Source organism: Streptomyces sp. BYX5S (assembly GCF_054724165.1).
Map to the genome: position 1 here is coordinate 6,755,967 of NZ_CM138829.1, position 14,566 is coordinate 6,770,532.

The following is a 14,566-nucleotide window of genomic DNA, read 5'->3' on the forward strand; positions in this document are numbered from 1 at the left end:
TCCGGGGCAGAGCCCCGGACCGCCACGCCGGTGAGGCTCTACTTCTTCCAGTCCGCCCAGGACATGTTCCAGCCGTTGAGGCCGTTGCCCGGGTCGACCTTCTTGTCGTGGGACTTCTTGACCTCGACGACGTCACCGGTCATCGAGTTGTTGAAGAACCACGCCGCCGAGATCTTCTTGTCGTAGCCCCCGCGCACATCGCGCAGCCCCACACACCCGTGGCTGGCGTTGTAGTTGCCGAAGGCGTCGCCGCCCCAGTAGTTGCCGTGGATGAACGTGCCGGAGTCGGTGAGGCGCATGGCGTGCGGGACGTCCTTGATGTCGTACTCGCCGCCGTAGCCGACCGTCTCGCCGTTCATGCGGGTCACCCGCAGCCGCTCGCTGATGACCATCTTGCCGTTCCACGTCTCGTAGCCCGGCTTGCCCGTGGTGACGGGGATCTTCTTGATGGTCTTGCCGTCGCGCTTGACCGTCATCATCTTCGTCTTCACGTCGACCGTGGAGATCTGGCTGCGGCCGACGGTGAACTTCACGGTCCGCACCTGCTTGCCGTAGACACCGGGCCGGCCCTCGACGCCGTCGAGGTTCATCTTGACGGTGACCTCGGTGCCCTTCGCCCAGTACTCCTCGGGACGGAAGTCGATGCGGTCGTTGCCGAACCAGTGCGGCTCGATCGGGACGGACGGCTCCGCCTTGACCGAGATCGCCTTCTCGACGTCCTCGGGGTGCGTGATGCCGCGCGAGAAGCGCACCGAGAACGGCATGCCGACGCCGACCTTCGAACCGTCCTCCGGCGTGAACGTGCCGATGAAGGTGTTCTTCGGGGTGAGCGTGGTGAACGTGGAGTCCTTGGCGGACTCGCGGCCGTCCTTGTCCTTCGCGACCGCGTGCACCTTGTACTCGGTCGATGCCGCGAGGTGGTGCGCGGGCTTCCAGCTCGCGCCGTCGGCGGCGATGTCGCCCTGCACCTCGTTGCCCTTGGTGTCGGCGACCTTCACTTCGGTCAACTTGCCCTTGTCCGCCGTGACTTGAAGCGCCCCGCTGGTCGCGACGTCGTCGGCGCCGCTCTTGGGTTCCACCTTCACCACGGCCCTCGACGGCTTGTTCGCCGCCGCCTTCTCGGATTTCCCCTTGCTGTCCCCGGAGTCCGAATCGCCGCCACCGCACGCGGTGACCATGAAAAGTGCCGCCCCCAGCAGAACCGCAGATATCGGTCGTCGCCCGTTCAAGATCTTTCTCCCCTCGCACGGCCTTGCCCCCAAGGCCCGCACTGCCGCGCTTGCGCGCACTGCGAAAGATAACCACACGACCTGGGAAAACGGATCCCCAGAGATGTCACCGTTTAGTCCCAACGCCGTGCGGGAGGCGTGAATTTCGGCTGATTCGTCACCCAGGGGGCGCGCGGCTATCGCGCGGCCGCTCCCCCGGCCTTCCAGCGTGCCCAGCTCATGTTCCAGCCGCCCAGACCGTTGTCGGCCGCGACCGTCTTGTCGGCGCTGTTCCTGACCTCCACCACGTCGCCGATGAGCGTGCGGTCGTAGAACCAGCCCGCGGGCGTCTGCGAGCTGCCGCCCTTGACGTCGCGCAGGCCCACGCAGCCGTGGCTCACGTTGCTGTTCCCGAAGACGCCGCCCGACCAGTAGTTGCCGTGCAGGAACGTGCCGGAGTCGGTGAGGCGGATGGCGTGCGGCACGTCGGGGATGTCGTACTCGCCGCCGAAACCGACGGTGCGGCTGTCCATGCGGGTGACGTCGAGCATCTCGCTGACGACCATCTTCCCGTTGTACGTCGTCGAGCGCGGCGCCCCCGCGGTGATCGGCAGGGTGTCCACCACCTTCCCGTCCCTGCGCACCCGCATCGTGTGGGCCGCCGCGTCCACCACGCTGACCTGACTGCGGCCCACCGTGAACGTGAACGCCTTGTCCTGGAGGCCGTAGACACCGGGCGCCGCCTGCACGTCGCGCAGGCCGAGGTCGACGGTGACCCTGGTGCCGGGCTTCCAGTACTTCTCGGGGCGGAAGTCGAGCCGGGTCCGGCCGAACCAGTGCGGGGCGATCCGCACGGCGGGCCGGGCGGTCACCCTGATCGCCCGCTCGACGGCGGCCCGGTCCCGGATCTCCCGGTTGAACGCGACCTTCACGATGATCCCGGTGCCGACGGTGGCGCGGTGCTCGGGCGTGACGTAGCCGATGAAGCGCTTGTCGGGGACGTACGTCGTGAACGTGGTGTGCCGGGCGACACGGCGGCCGTGGCCGTCGACGGCGACCGCGTCGACCTTGTACTGCGCGGCGAGCGCGAGGCGGTCCGCGCCGGGGCCGGTGGGGCGCCAGCGCCTGGCGTCCCGCTCCAGCCGGCCGGGGACGGTCTGCTCCTGGGCGTCCTGGACGCGGACGACCTTGACGGACTCCAACCGGCCCTCGGGGACGGTCACTTGGAGCTTCTGGTGCTCCCGTACGCCCTTCGTGCGGTCGTCGGGTGTGACCCGGATCAGTTCCTTCGCGGAGCGCGGCTTGTCGAATGTCGTGTCCGACTCGCATCCGGCCAGCGCGCCGGTCAGTCCCGCCCATGTCAGTACGGCGGCCAGTGTCGCCCCTGCGTGCCGCGCACGCCTCACAGCTGTTCTCACGCCAGCCCAACGACGTGCCCCCCGCTGGGGAAACGTGAGTGCGAGCGAAGCTCTGGGCAGAACAGTGGGGAGGGCGCAGGGGAGCGACCGGGACGCCGCACGCCCTGGAGCGCATCAGTCGTGGAGCCGCGGGAGGCTGACAGGTGTCGAGCGCACCCGAGCAGGAGGCAGTTCAGAGCGCGCCGGGGACGAGCAGGACGGGCAACGGCAGGCCACCCCTGCCCGCCCCCTTCGCCGGACACGTCCGCGAACGGGAGCGCGCCGCGCCGCTGGAGCCGGTGTGGCCGGGCACGCCCGTGCCGCTCGGCGCCCGCTACCGGGTGGGCCCCGACGGCGTCGCGGGCACCAACTTCGCGCTGTGGGCGGGCGGCGCGGACGCCGTCGAGCTCTGCCTCTTCGACGAGGCGGGCCGCGAACGCCGGGCACCCCTCACCGAGTTGACGCACGAGATCTGGCACGGCTTCGTACCGGGCGTGCTGCCGGGGCAGCGGTACGGGTTCCGGGTGGACGGCCGCTGGGACCCGTGGACCGGGGCGCGCTGGAACCCGGCGAAGCTGCTGCTCGACCCGTACGCGCGGGCCGTGGACGGCGAGTTCGGGCTGCCGCCGGAGGTCTACGGGCACGTACGGGACTGGCCCCAGCAGCACGTCGCGGACACGGTGCGCGACGACCGGGACTCGGCGCCGTACGTCCCGAAGGGCGTGGTCGTGCACGACGACGCGGACGGGGACGAGTGGGTGGACGACCGGCGGCCGAAGACGCCGTGGGCGGACTCGGTCATCTACGAGCTGCACGTACGCGGCTTCACCCGCCAACACCCCGGCATACCGCGGGAGTTGAGGGGGACGTACGCGGGGCTCGCGCATCCCGCCGCCATCGAGCACCTGGTGCGGCTGGGGGTGACGGCGGTGGAGCTGCTGCCGGTGCACCAGTTCGCGCACGAGGACCATCTGCTGCGCCGCGGCCTGAAGAACTACTGGGGCTACAACTCCATCGGCTACTTCGCCCCGCACGCGGGCTACGCGGCCTCCGGGACGGGCGGGCAGCAGGTCGGCGAGTTCAAGCGGATGGTGCGGGCGCTGCACGACGCCGGGATCGAGGTCATCCTCGACGTGGTCTACAACCACACGGCGGAGGCGGGCGAGCTGGGCCCGATGCTCTCGCTCAAAGGCATCGACAACCGCGGCTACTACCGCCTCCAGGACGACGCCCGGCGCTACGCCGACTACACGGGCTGCGGGAACACGCTGCACGTCGTCCAGCCGCACGTGCTGCGCCTGATCACGGACTCGCTGCGCTACTGGGTCACGGAGATGGGCGTCGACGGGTTCCGCTTCGACCTCGCGGCGGCGCTGGCCCGCTCGATGCACGACGTCGACATGCTGTCGCCGTTCCTCGCGGTGATCGCGCAGGACCCGGTGCTGCGGCGGGTGAAGCTGATCGCGGAGCCGTGGGACGTGGGCTCGGGCGGCTACCAGGTGGGGGCCTTCCCGCCGCTGTGGACCGAGTGGAACGACCGCTACCGCGACGCCGTACGGGACTTCTGGCGCGGCGCGCTGCCGGACGTACGGGACCTGGGGTACCGGCTGTCGGGCTCCAGCGACCTGTACGCGTGGGGCGGGCGCCGCCCGTACGCCTCGGTCAACTTCATCACCGCGCACGACGGCTTCACGCTGCGCGACCTGGTCTCCTACGAGCGCAAGCACAACGAGGCGAACGGCGAGGGCAACCGGGACGGCACCCACGACAACCGGGCCTGGAACTGCGGCGTGGAGGGCGAGACCGACGACGAGGACGTCCGGGCCCTGCGCAGGCGGCAGTTGCGCAACCTGCTGACGACGCTGCTGCTGTCGACGGGGGTGCCGATGCTGGTCGCGGGCGACGAGTTCGGGCGCACGCAGCGCGGCAACAACAACGCGTACTGCCAGGACAACGAGATCAGCTGGGTCGACTGGGGACTGCTCGACGACCCCGGGTGCCGCCAGCTGTTCGAACTGGCGTCACGGCTCGTCGCGCTCCGCCACGCGCACCCGGTGCTGCGCCGCCGCGCCTTCTTCTCGGGCCGGGCGGCCTCCGCGGACGGGCTGCGCGACCTGGCGTGGTTCACGTCGCGCGGCACCGAGATGACGGAGGGCGACTGGTACGCGCCCGCCGCCACGGTGGGGATGTACCTGTCCGGGCGGGACATCCCCGGACGGGACGCGCGCGGCGAGCCGGTACGGGACGAGAGCTTCTTGGCGATCCTGCACGCGGGAGCCCTGCCCGAGCCGTTCGTGCTGCCGGGTGAGCCGTGGGCCGGTTCGTACGAGGTGGTGGTGGACACCGGCGAGGAGGCGCAGGGTGCCCCGCCGGGGGTGGTGCACGAGGCCGGGGCGGTGGTGGAGGTGGGGGCGCGGTCGGTACTTCTGCTGCGCGTGGCCGGGTAGCTGGGGTGTGCGCGGTTCCCCGCACCCCTATCGGGGCGCGGGCTCGCCCCGGTACGTGCCGAAGGACCATTTGTTGCCCTCGGGGTCGGTGATGGCGAATTCGCGGCTGCCGTAGGGCTGGTCGGCGATCTCGCGGAGGATCTTGACGCCCGCGTCGACGAGGCGGGCGTACAGCTCGTCGACCTGGTCCGTGACGACGTAGGCGCCGAACGTGCCCGGCCTGAGGCACCAGTCCGCATCGGTGGCGTCCGGTTTGAGGGAGCCGAGCATGATGCCGCCGCCCTCGGGCCAGTCGAGCTGGGCGTGGGCGACGAGGCCGCCGTCCTCGTAGACGGCGGTGCGCAGGAAGCCGACGGTGTCGACGAGGAAGTCGATGAGGGCGGGCGCGTCGTTGGCCGAGAGGGTCGGCCAGACGGCGGGCTCGCGCGGGGTCTGCGGGGTGCTCTGTGTGGTGTTCATGGCGTCGATTCTTCGCCGTTGGCGTGGCCCCCGGCTTGGATGTTTCGGCACTCCTCGGCGATCCAGCCCGTCGGGCTCAGGCCCGTGTACTGGCGGAAGTCGCGGACCAGGTGGGAGTGGTCGCAGTAGCCGTGCTCGGCGGCGACGCGGGACAGGTCGGGTGGGGCGCCGGCCGCCACGGCGCGGACCACGGCGGCCTTCGCGTGCTGGAAGCGCATCAGGCGGGCCGCCTGTTTCGGGCCGAGGCCCGTCTCGGCGCGGAAGAGCGTGGTGAGGCGGCGCTCGCTGAGGGCGACGTGGGCGGCGAGACCGCGCAGGGTGCCGGCGCCGCGGTGGCGGGCGAGCCACGTCCAGGCCTCGGCGACCTCGGGGCGTACGCCAACGAGCGGGTCGTCGTCCGCCGCTCGCGCCAGGTAGTCGGCGAGACGGTCGAAACGGGCGCGCCAGCCGTCCAGGCCCACCAGCTCCTCCCGTACGAGGGCGGCGGACCGGCCGAGGACGTCGGTGCCCTCGATCGCCACGGGTCCCGCGAGCTCGGCCGCCGAAGCCCCGAGCAGCGCGCGGGCGGCCAGCGGGTGCACCGCGAGCTGGATGCCGGCCTCGGTGCCGGACTGCGCGATGAACGCGGGGCTCTGGTGCAGGCCGCCGACGACGATGTCCGTGCGGACCGCGTCGGGGCCCGTGGCCTGCTCCGGGGTGTGACCGCCGACGACCGGCTCGTCGAGGGTGAAGATCACCGTGAGGTACGGGGAGGGCAGGCCGCGGTGGAGCGCGGGAGGCAGACCCCGCGTGCGGTAGCCGACCGCCGAGACGATCGGCCCGCCGGGCCGTGGCGTCGCGCGCACGAACTCCTGGGAGCCGGTGCTCATACCTTCCAGTATGGGGACGCGCCCCGGGGTGCTGCTAGCCGAGAATCCCCCGGTCGTACCCGACCGCGACCGCCGCCGCGCGGTCCTTCACGCCCAACTTGCCGTACACGTGCGTCAAGTGGGTCTTCACCGTCGCCTCACTGATACTGCAATCCCCGGGGGACAACCCCCGGACCCCCGGCCGCAGCCACACCTCAGCCGAGAATCCCCCGGTCGTACCCGACCGCCACCGCCGCCGCGCGGTCCTTCACGCCCAACTTGCCGTACACGTGCGTCAAGTGGGTCTTGACCGTGGCTTCGCTGATGAACAGCTCGCGGGCGATCTCCTTGTTCGAGGTGCCCTTCGCGACGAGGACCAGGACCTCGCGCTCGCGCGCCGAGAGGGTCTCGTCCACGGCGGGTGCGGGGGTCCGCACGGCCGTGACCAGGCGGGACGCCACCGCCGGGGACAGGACCGTGCGGCCGTCGGCGGCGGCGCGTACCGCGGTGAAGAGTTCCTCGCGCGGGGCGTCCTTGAGGAGGTAGCCCGTCGCCCCCGCCTCGATGGCGGGCAGCGTGTCCGAGTCCGTGTCGTACGTGGTGAGGACCAGGACGCGGGCCCGTACGCCCTGCCTGCCCAGTTCGCGGATCGCGTCGACGCCGCCCCCGCCGGGCATGCGCAGGTCCATCAGGACCACGTCGGGGTCGAGCGCGGTGGCGCGGGCGACGGCCTCCACCCCGTTCGCCGCCTCGCCCAGCACCGTGAAGCCGGGGGCCGACTCGAACATGCCGCGCAGACCGTCCCGTACGACGGGGTGGTCGTCGACGATCAGGAGGGTGATGACGGGGTCACTGGTCATGGCGCACCAACGGTACGTGAGCGGAGATCGCCGTGCCGCCTCCTTCCTCCGACTCGACCGTGACCCCGCCGGCGAGGCGTTCCGCGCGGGCCCGCATCCCGTCGAGGCCGAAGCCGCCGCTGCCGGTGCGGGCGGGCAGGCCGATCGGGTCGAAGCCGCGGCCGTCGTCGCGGACGTCGAGGGTGACCTCGCCCGCCATGAAGGACAGGGTGACGCCGACGCGGGTGGCGGCCGCGTGCCGGGCGGCGTTGGACAGGGCCTCCTCGGCGATCCGCAGCAGGCTCGCCTCGATCTCCTCGTGGAGCGGCTCCGCAGTGCCGGTGAGGGTGAAGTCGGCGCGGACGCCGGTGCGGGCGGACCAGTCGGCGACGGTCTTCTTCAGGGCCTCGCCGAGCGTCGCGTCGTCGAGGGCGGCGGGCGCCAGGTTGTGCACGGAGCGGCGGGCCTCGCCGAGGCTGTGCCGGGCGAGGCCCGCGGCTCGGTCGAGGTGCTCGCGGGCGAGGGCCCGGTCGTCCGTGTTCGCGACGACCTGGAGCTGGGCGATGATCCCGGTGAGGCCCTGGGCGATGGTGTCGTGGATCTCGGCGGCGAGCCGTCGGCGCTCGTCGGCGACGCCCGCTTCCCGTGCCTGGACGAGGAGTTGGGCGTGCAGCGCGGCGTTCTCGTCGAGCGCTTCCTGGAGCGCCGTGTTGGTGCGGTGCAGCTCGGCGATGGTGGCGATCTGGGCGAGGGAGCGCTCGCCCTCCTTCGTGTCGAGGTGGACCATGGCCGCCACCAGGCCCAGATTGACCGCGAGGAGCGCGCCGAACAGGGCCCACTGCGCGCCGTTCCGCGGCGGGAGCCCGCCCGACTGCGATCCGGCGAGGATCAGCGCGGACGCGGCGAGGCCCGGTTTGACCAGGCGGGGCAGCAGGAACCGGCCGGCGCCGAAGTAGCCGATGGCCGCGTAGAACGCGAACAGCGGGTTGAGCCACGTGAGGCAGAAGGCGAGCGCCCAGCGCACCCAGTAGTAGACGGACCCCACCACCGAGGGCGCCCGGCGGGCGAGCCCGATGCGCAGGGCGACGGCTTCCAGGGCGACGGCTCCCGCGACGAGCCCGCCCATCGTCCACCAGCCCGCGGCGCCGACGCCGAAGGCGCTGTTGCTCGCCACGCCCATCACCGTGCTGACGGCGAGCAGGACGTACGGGGAGAACCGGTGGAAGGCGCGCCAGCGCTGTTCGACCTCGGCGGTGCCGGGGTCGAGCCGCGCCAGGTCGTCGTCGGCTCCGGTCCGGGCCGCCCGGCCGTCGGCGGTCCCCGGGCCGGCCGGCCCGTTGCCGCCGCGCCCGAGGCCCGGCCCCCCCTGATCCCGCTCGTCCATGTCCCCAGTCTGCGCGACCGCGCCCGCCTCCACGGTCATTCCCAGCGGAACCAGCGCGCGGCCGCGCCGGTCAGGCCCACGGCCCAGACGGCGAGCACCAGCAGGTGCGACCAGGCCGGCCAGTCGCCCGCCGCGGCCTGGTTCAGGGCCTGCGCGGCGGCGCCGAACGGTGTCAGCTCCACGATGCGGGCCAGCGCTTCCGGCATCGCCTGCACCGGCAGCCACACGCCCGCGCAGAACATCGCGGGGAAGAAGACGACCGAGCCGATGGCGTTGGAGATCTTCGTCGTACGCGCCCGGGAGGCGATCAGCGCGCCGAGGGCGAGGGAGACGACGACGGACAGGACGAGCGCGAGCAGATAGCCGGCGGCCTGCCGGGGCAGCGCCACGTCGAAGACGATCCGGCCGACGGCGAGACAGATGGCGACAGAGACCAGGATCGCCACGCCGTGAATGCCCATCTGCGCGCCGAGGACGGCCGTCGGCCGCACCGGCGTCGTCGACATGCGGCGCAGGATGCCGCGTTCGCGGTACCCGGTGATGATCGGCGGCATCGACTGGATGCCGCCCGCGATCATGCCGAGCAGCACGGTGACGGGCACGTAGGCGTCGACGAGCCGGATGCCGCCGAGCCCGGCGTCGGCCTCCCGGAAGGACGGGATGGAGCCGAGGATCAGGAGCAGGGCGACGGGGAAGAGCAGGATCCCGACGAGGCTGCCCGCCTCGCGCCGGAAGAGCGTGAACTCGGCCTTGAGGACGGCCCGGTTGACTGCTGCCCGTTCGGCGGGGACGGCGGCGGCGGTGGTGGGCGCGGTGACGGTGCTCATGACTGGCCGACTCCCGTGAGGTCGAGGAACGCGTCGTCCAACGTGGCGTCGGAGACCCGGAGTTGGTGGGCGGTGACGTGCTGCCGGGCGAACAGTGTGAGGAGCCCGGTGACGGTGTCGTCGGTGCCGGTGAGGGTCACGCGGCCGTCCTTGTGATCCACGGAGGTGACCGCGGGCAGCCCGGCGAGGTCCCGCTCGTCGAGCGGCGCGGACGGCGTGAACGAGATGACGGTCGACCCGGCGGCCCGGCTGATCAGCCCCGCCGGAGTGTCGAGCGCGGCGACCCGGCCCTGGTCGATCACGGCGATCCGGTCGCAGAGCCGCTGCGCCTCCTCCATGAAGTGCGTAACGAGCAGGACGGTGACGCCGCCCGCGCGCACCTCCTCGATGAGCTCCCAGGTGTCGCGGCGCGAACGCGGGTCGAGCCCGGTGGTCAGCTCGTCGAGGACGACGACCCGCGGGTTGCCGACGAGGGCGAGCGCGATGAACAGCCGCTGCTTCTGGCCGCCGCTGAGCTTGGCGAACCGGGTGCCGAGCTTGTCGGTGAGGCGCAGCCGTTCTGCCAGCGGCCGCCAGTCGAGCGGGTCAGGGTAGAACGCGGAGTACAGCTCCAGGGCCTCGCGGACGGTCAGCTTCGGCTGGATCTCGCTCTCCTGGAGCTGCGCGCCGAGGATTCCGGTGACCCGGGCGTGGTCGCGTACGGGGTCGAAACCCGCGACCCGCACGCGCCCCTCGTCGGCGGCGCGCAGCCCTTCGACGCACTCGACGGTGGTGGTCTTGCCCGCGCCGTTCGGCCCGAGGATGCCGAAGATCTCGCCCTCGCCGACGCTGAAGGACACCCCGTCGACGACGGCCCGCCCGGCGTACGTCTTGCGCAGCCCGGTGACCTCGATGAGCGGTGCTGTGGTGGTCGTCATGGCATCAAGACTCGCCGCGCGGGCCGGGTCCGGGCATCGGCCGACGCGCTCGACCCCGTATCAACCGATCGGTTGATGGAGGGTACGACTCCGGGGCGGCGCCCGCCGCTCGGGCCCCGGGCCGAAACTCGGTGGGCGTTGTCAGTGCCGAACCGTAGGCTCGCTCCTGATGCCGACGACTACACGTGCCACCACAGAGACGACCGGTCAACTCTCCGCCGTGCGGACGCTGTTGCGGTTGTGGCCGTACGTGCGTCCGGTGCGGGCGCGGTGGGCGGGCGCGGCCGTCGTGGCCGTGCTCGCGTCGTGCCTGGCCCTGGTCTTCCCGCTGGTCCTGAAGTGGATCGTGGACGGCCCGGTGACCGAGCGCGATCCGGGCGGGGTGTGGCTGGGCGCCGGGGTGCTGCTCGGGCTCGGCATCGCGGAGGCGCTGCTGTTCGGGCTGCGCAGATGGCTCGTGGCGCGGCCGCTCGCGGGGGTGGAGGCGGCGCTGCGGGCCGATCTGTACCGGCATCTCCAGCGCCTCCCGGTCTCCTTCCACGACCGGTGGGCGTCGGGCCAGCTGCTGTCGCGCGGCACGACGGACCTGATGGTGCTGCGGATGTTCCTGGCCTTCCCGCTGACGTTCCTCATCGTCAACGGCGTGACGATCCTGGCCGGGCTCACCCTGCTGATCGTCCAGGACTGGGGGCTCGGCCTGGTGCTGCTCGCCCCGGCGCTGCCGCTGATCGCGTTCTGCTACAAGTTCGAGGAGGGCTACTCGCGGGCCTCGCGCCGCGCCCAGGACCAGGTCGGCGATCTGACCACGGTCGTCGAGGAGTCGGTCCTCGGCATCCGGATCATCAAGGGCTTCGGCCGGCACCGCAGCCAGGCGCGGGCGTTCCGCGACCTGGCGGCCACGGTGCGGGGCACCGAGCTGACGAAGGCCCGGCTGCTCTCCGGGATCCTCGCGGCGATCACCCTGCTGCCCGAGGTCGCGCTGGGCGCGGCCCTGGTGCTCGGCACGGTCCAGGTCGCCGACGGTTCCCTGTCGGCGGGCACCCTGGTCGCCTTCCTCTCCACGGCACTCGCCCTGCGCTGGCCCATCGAGTCCATCGGCTTCCTCCTCGCGATGAGCCAGGAGGCGGCGACGGCGACGCGCCGCTACTTCGAGGTCATGGACACGCCCCCGGAACGACAGGTGCTGAACCAGCACGGCCCGGCCAATCAAGCCCCTCCGGCGATTGAGGAGCGGGGTCCGGGGCGGAGCCCCGATCTTTCAGCCCCTGCGGCGCTTGAGCAGCGGGGTCCGGGGCGGAGCCCCGCGTCCGCAACCACGCGCGAGCGCGACGGCCTGCGGTTCGAGGGCGTCACCTTCCGCTACCCGGACGCCCCCGCCCACTCCACCCCCACCCTCACCCACATCGACCTGCACATCCGCTCGGGCGAAACCATGGCCCTGGTCGGCTCGACCGGCAGCGGCAAGACCACCCTCACCGCCCTGGTGCCCCGGCTGTACGACCCGACGGCGGGCCGCATCACACTCGACGGCCGCGACATCACGGCGATGCCGCACGCCGAACTCCGCGCGCTGGTGTCCGTGGCGTTCGAGGAGCCCACCCTGTTCTCGGCATCGGTCGCGGACAACGTCCTGATGGGCGCCTCCGGGCCCGCGGAGCCCGGACGACTGGACCAGGCGCTCGCCGTCGCGCAGGCCGACTTCGTGCGCCACCTGCCGGACGGCATCGACACGGAGGTGGGCGAGCAGGGCCTGAGCCTGTCCGGCGGCCAGCGCCAGCGTCTCGCCCTGGCCCGCTCGGTCGTGGGCGCGCCCCGCTTCCTGATCCTCGACGACCCGCTGTCCGCGCTCGACGTGCACACGGAGGCCGCGGTGGAGGCGGCGCTGCGCCGGGTGCTCACCGACAGCACGGCGCTGGTGGTGGCGCACCGGCCGTCGACGGTGCTGCTCGCCGACCGGGTGGCGCTGCTGTCCGGGGGCCGGATCACGGCGGTGGGCACCCACCACGAACTGCTGCGTACGAACGCCGAGTACAGACACCTGATGTCGGGCGGGCCCACCGGGGAGACGGGTACGGAGACGGTGACGGAGACGGAGCGCGCATGACGACGACCGCGAAGCCGAACGGCAGGACGGGCCCGAAGGAGAAGGCCCAGCGCCCCGACGACGCACCGCCGCGCTCCTCCGGCGACCCCTTCGACCAGGACGACCTGCCGACCCCGGCCGGCGCGACGGGCGGCCTGCTGCGCTCGCTGCTCGCGCCGCACCGCCGCATGGTGGCCCTCACGGTCCTCGCCCTGCTCCTGCAACAGGCGGCCGTGCAGTCCGGGCCGCTGATCGTCGCGTACGCCATCGACAGCGCCGTCCCCGCCTTCCGGGCGCACGACTACGGGCCGCTGGTAGCGGTCGGCGCGGGCTTCCTGCTGTGCGCGGCCGGGTCGGCGGCGTTCGTGTACGCGTACATCCGGTGTTCGGCGCGCGTGAGCCAGAACGTGCTGCTCGACCTGCGCGGCCGCATCTTCCGGCATGCGCAGGCGCTGAGCGTGGACTTCCACGACCGGTACACGTCGGGGCGGGTCATCTCGCGGGCCACGACGGACGTGGAGGCGCTGCGCGAACTGCTCAGCGAGGGCCTCCAGGAGCTGGTCAACGTCATCGTGGGATCGCTCTACATCACGGCGATGCTGCTCTGGCTCGACCTGGGCATCGGGGCGGTGGCGGCCCTGTCGTTCGGCCCGCTCTACGTCCTGATCCGGCTGTACCGGAAGCGGGCGGCGCGGGCGTACGCGGAGCGTTCCTCGGCGATCGCCGCGGTCATCGTGAAGTTCGTCGAGACCATGAACGGGATCCGTCCCGTGCGCGCCTTCCGCCGCGAGCGCGCGAACGACGAGCACTTCGCGCAGCTCAACCACCGGCACGAGCGGTCCAACGGCACGGCGATGCTGGAGATGGCGCGCTACGTCGTCGGCTCCCGGCTCCTCGCGAACACGGCGGTGGCGGGCATGGTGCTGTGGGGCGCGTACCGGGTGGCGGGCGGCACGCTCGAACTGGGCGTGCTGGCGGCGGCGGTGCTCTACATCCGGCGGCTGTACGACCCGATCGACCGCCTCGCGATGTTCCTCAACGCGTACGAGAGCGCGGCGGCGTCCCTCAAGAAGATCGCGGGCCTGCTGGTGCAGACGCCCTCGGTACCGGAACCGGCCGTGCCGCGTCCGCTGCCGGAGCGGGCGAGTGAACAGCCGGGCCGCGAGGTCGAGTTCCGGTCGGTCTCGTTCGGCTACCGCACGGGCGGCGAGGTGCTGCCCCGCTTCGACCTGACGCTGCCGGCGGGCCAGACGGTGGCGGTGGTCGGCTCGACGGGAGCGGGCAAGTCGACCCTGGCCAAGCTCCTGGCCCGCTTCTACGACCCCTCGCACGGTGAGGTGCTGCTCGACGGGGTGGACCTGCGCGAGCTGTCCCACGCGGAGCTGCGGCGAGGGGTGGTGATGGTGACCCAGGAGGCGTTCCTGTTCTCCGGCACGGTCGCCGAGAACATCGCGATCGGCCGCCCGGAGGCGTCCCGCGAGGAGATCGAGCAGGCCGCGAAGGCGATCGGCGCGCACGACTTCATCGTGGCGCTGCCCGACGGGTACGACACGGATGTCCGCAAGCGGGGTGGGCGGATCTCGGCGGGCCAGCGTCAACTGGTCGCGTTCGCGCGGGCGTTGCTGGCGGACCCCGCGGTGCTCATCCTCGACGAGGCGACCAGTTCGCTGGACATTCCCGGGGAGCGGGCGGTGCAGAGCGCCATGCGTACGGTGTTGCGCGGGCGTACGGCGGTGGTCATCGCCCATCGGCTCTCCACGGTGGAGATCGCGGACCGGGTGCTGGTGATGGCGTCCGGCCGCATCACCGAGGACGGCCCGCCCTCCCAGCTCATCGCCGCCACCGGCACCTTCGCCACCCTCCACCGAGCCTGGCGCACCAGCCTCACCGGCTAACCCCTCGGGGCCCCGCCCCGCACCCCGCTGCTCAATCGCCGCAGAGGCTCCAACTACCGGGGCTCCGCCCCGCACCCCGCTCCTCAATCGCCGGAGTGGCTCAATAGACCGACTCAACCAGGCGCATCGGCGGCGGTCTCCATCTCCAGCCCCTCCGGCGCTTGCTTTCCAGCCCCTCCGGCGCTTGAGGAGCGGGGTCCGGGGCAGAGCCCCGATCTTTCAGCCCCTCCGGCGATTGAGGAGCGGGGCACGGGGCAGAGCC

General features: G+C 72.3%; 12 protein-coding genes. 3 read left to right on the plus strand and 9 right to left on the minus strand.

The features are described 5' to 3' along the window. Positions 1–38 precede the first annotated feature (38 nt). Together ACYBSK_RS30420 and ACYBSK_RS30425 are read right to left on the minus strand one after the other, a co-directional pair. Complete coding sequence (locus ACYBSK_RS30420; RefSeq protein ID WP_457480445.1) at positions 39–1,178, minus strand: L,D-transpeptidase; 1,140 nt, start codon at positions 1,176–1,178, stop codon at positions 39–41. 227 nt (positions 1,179–1,405) lie between these two features. Next, positions 1,406–2,626 (minus strand): L,D-transpeptidase, encoded by a 1,221-nt coding sequence (locus ACYBSK_RS30425; RefSeq protein ID WP_460244037.1) that lies wholly within the window; start codon positions 2,624–2,626, stop codon positions 1,406–1,408. A gap of 143 nt (positions 2,627–2,769) precedes the next feature. Between ACYBSK_RS30425 and glgX the strand changes: the two genes are divergently transcribed. Next, positions 2,770–5,052 (plus strand): glycogen debranching protein GlgX, encoded by a 2,283-nt coding sequence (gene glgX / locus ACYBSK_RS30430; protein WP_460244038.1) that lies wholly within the window; start codon positions 2,770–2,772, stop codon positions 5,050–5,052. Positions 5,053–5,079: 27 nt separating this feature from the next. Here the strand turns inward: glgX and ACYBSK_RS30435 are convergent, their stop codons facing one another. The 7 genes from ACYBSK_RS30435 to ACYBSK_RS30465 all read right to left on the minus strand — a co-directional run bounded on the left by ACYBSK_RS30435 (position 5,080) and on the right by ACYBSK_RS30465 (position 10,326). Then, complete coding sequence (locus ACYBSK_RS30435; RefSeq protein WP_460244039.1) at positions 5,080–5,511, minus strand: VOC family protein; 432 nt, start codon at positions 5,509–5,511, stop codon at positions 5,080–5,082. Further along, the gene (locus ACYBSK_RS30440; RefSeq protein ID WP_460244040.1) at positions 5,508–6,380 is read right to left on the minus strand and encodes an AraC family transcriptional regulator; all 873 of its coding nucleotides are present in this window, start codon (positions 6,378–6,380) and stop codon (positions 5,508–5,510) included. Before ACYBSK_RS30440 ends, ACYBSK_RS30435 begins: the two co-directional genes overlap by 4 nt. Before the next feature lie 34 nt (positions 6,381–6,414). Beyond that, entirely contained in the window at positions 6,415–6,510 is a 96-nt protein-coding gene (locus ACYBSK_RS30445) for a hypothetical protein (protein ID WP_460244041.1), read from the minus strand. A 64-nt stretch (positions 6,511–6,574) separates the two neighbouring features. Then, complete coding sequence (locus tag ACYBSK_RS30450; protein WP_457480451.1) at positions 6,575–7,219, minus strand: response regulator; 645 nt, start codon at positions 7,217–7,219, stop codon at positions 6,575–6,577. Next, positions 7,209–8,582 (minus strand): sensor histidine kinase, encoded by a 1,374-nt coding sequence (locus ACYBSK_RS30455; RefSeq protein ID WP_460244042.1) that lies wholly within the window; start codon positions 8,580–8,582, stop codon positions 7,209–7,211. Before ACYBSK_RS30455 ends, ACYBSK_RS30450 begins: the two co-directional genes overlap by 11 nt. 35 nt (positions 8,583–8,617) lie before the next feature. Further along, positions 8,618–9,409 (minus strand): ABC transporter permease, encoded by a 792-nt coding sequence (locus tag ACYBSK_RS30460; protein WP_460244043.1) that lies wholly within the window; start codon positions 9,407–9,409, stop codon positions 8,618–8,620. Further along, positions 9,406–10,326: an ABC transporter ATP-binding protein gene (locus ACYBSK_RS30465; protein ID WP_457480454.1), complete on the minus strand. Its 921-nt coding sequence runs from the start codon at positions 10,324–10,326 to the stop codon at positions 9,406–9,408. Before ACYBSK_RS30465 ends, ACYBSK_RS30460 begins: the two co-directional genes overlap by 4 nt. A 169-nt stretch (positions 10,327–10,495) precedes the next feature. Between ACYBSK_RS30465 and ACYBSK_RS30470 the strand changes: the two genes are divergently transcribed. After that, positions 10,496–12,430, plus strand: a complete 1,935-nt coding sequence (locus ACYBSK_RS30470; RefSeq protein WP_460244044.1) for an ABC transporter ATP-binding protein — start codon at positions 10,496–10,498, stop codon at positions 12,428–12,430. After that, positions 12,427–14,304, plus strand: coding sequence for an ABC transporter ATP-binding protein (locus ACYBSK_RS30475; RefSeq protein WP_460244045.1), 1,878 nt, complete (start codon positions 12,427–12,429; stop codon positions 14,302–14,304). The genes ACYBSK_RS30470 and ACYBSK_RS30475 overlap by 4 nt, the downstream gene beginning before the upstream one ends. The last annotated feature ends 262 nt before the right edge of the window (positions 14,305–14,566 follow it).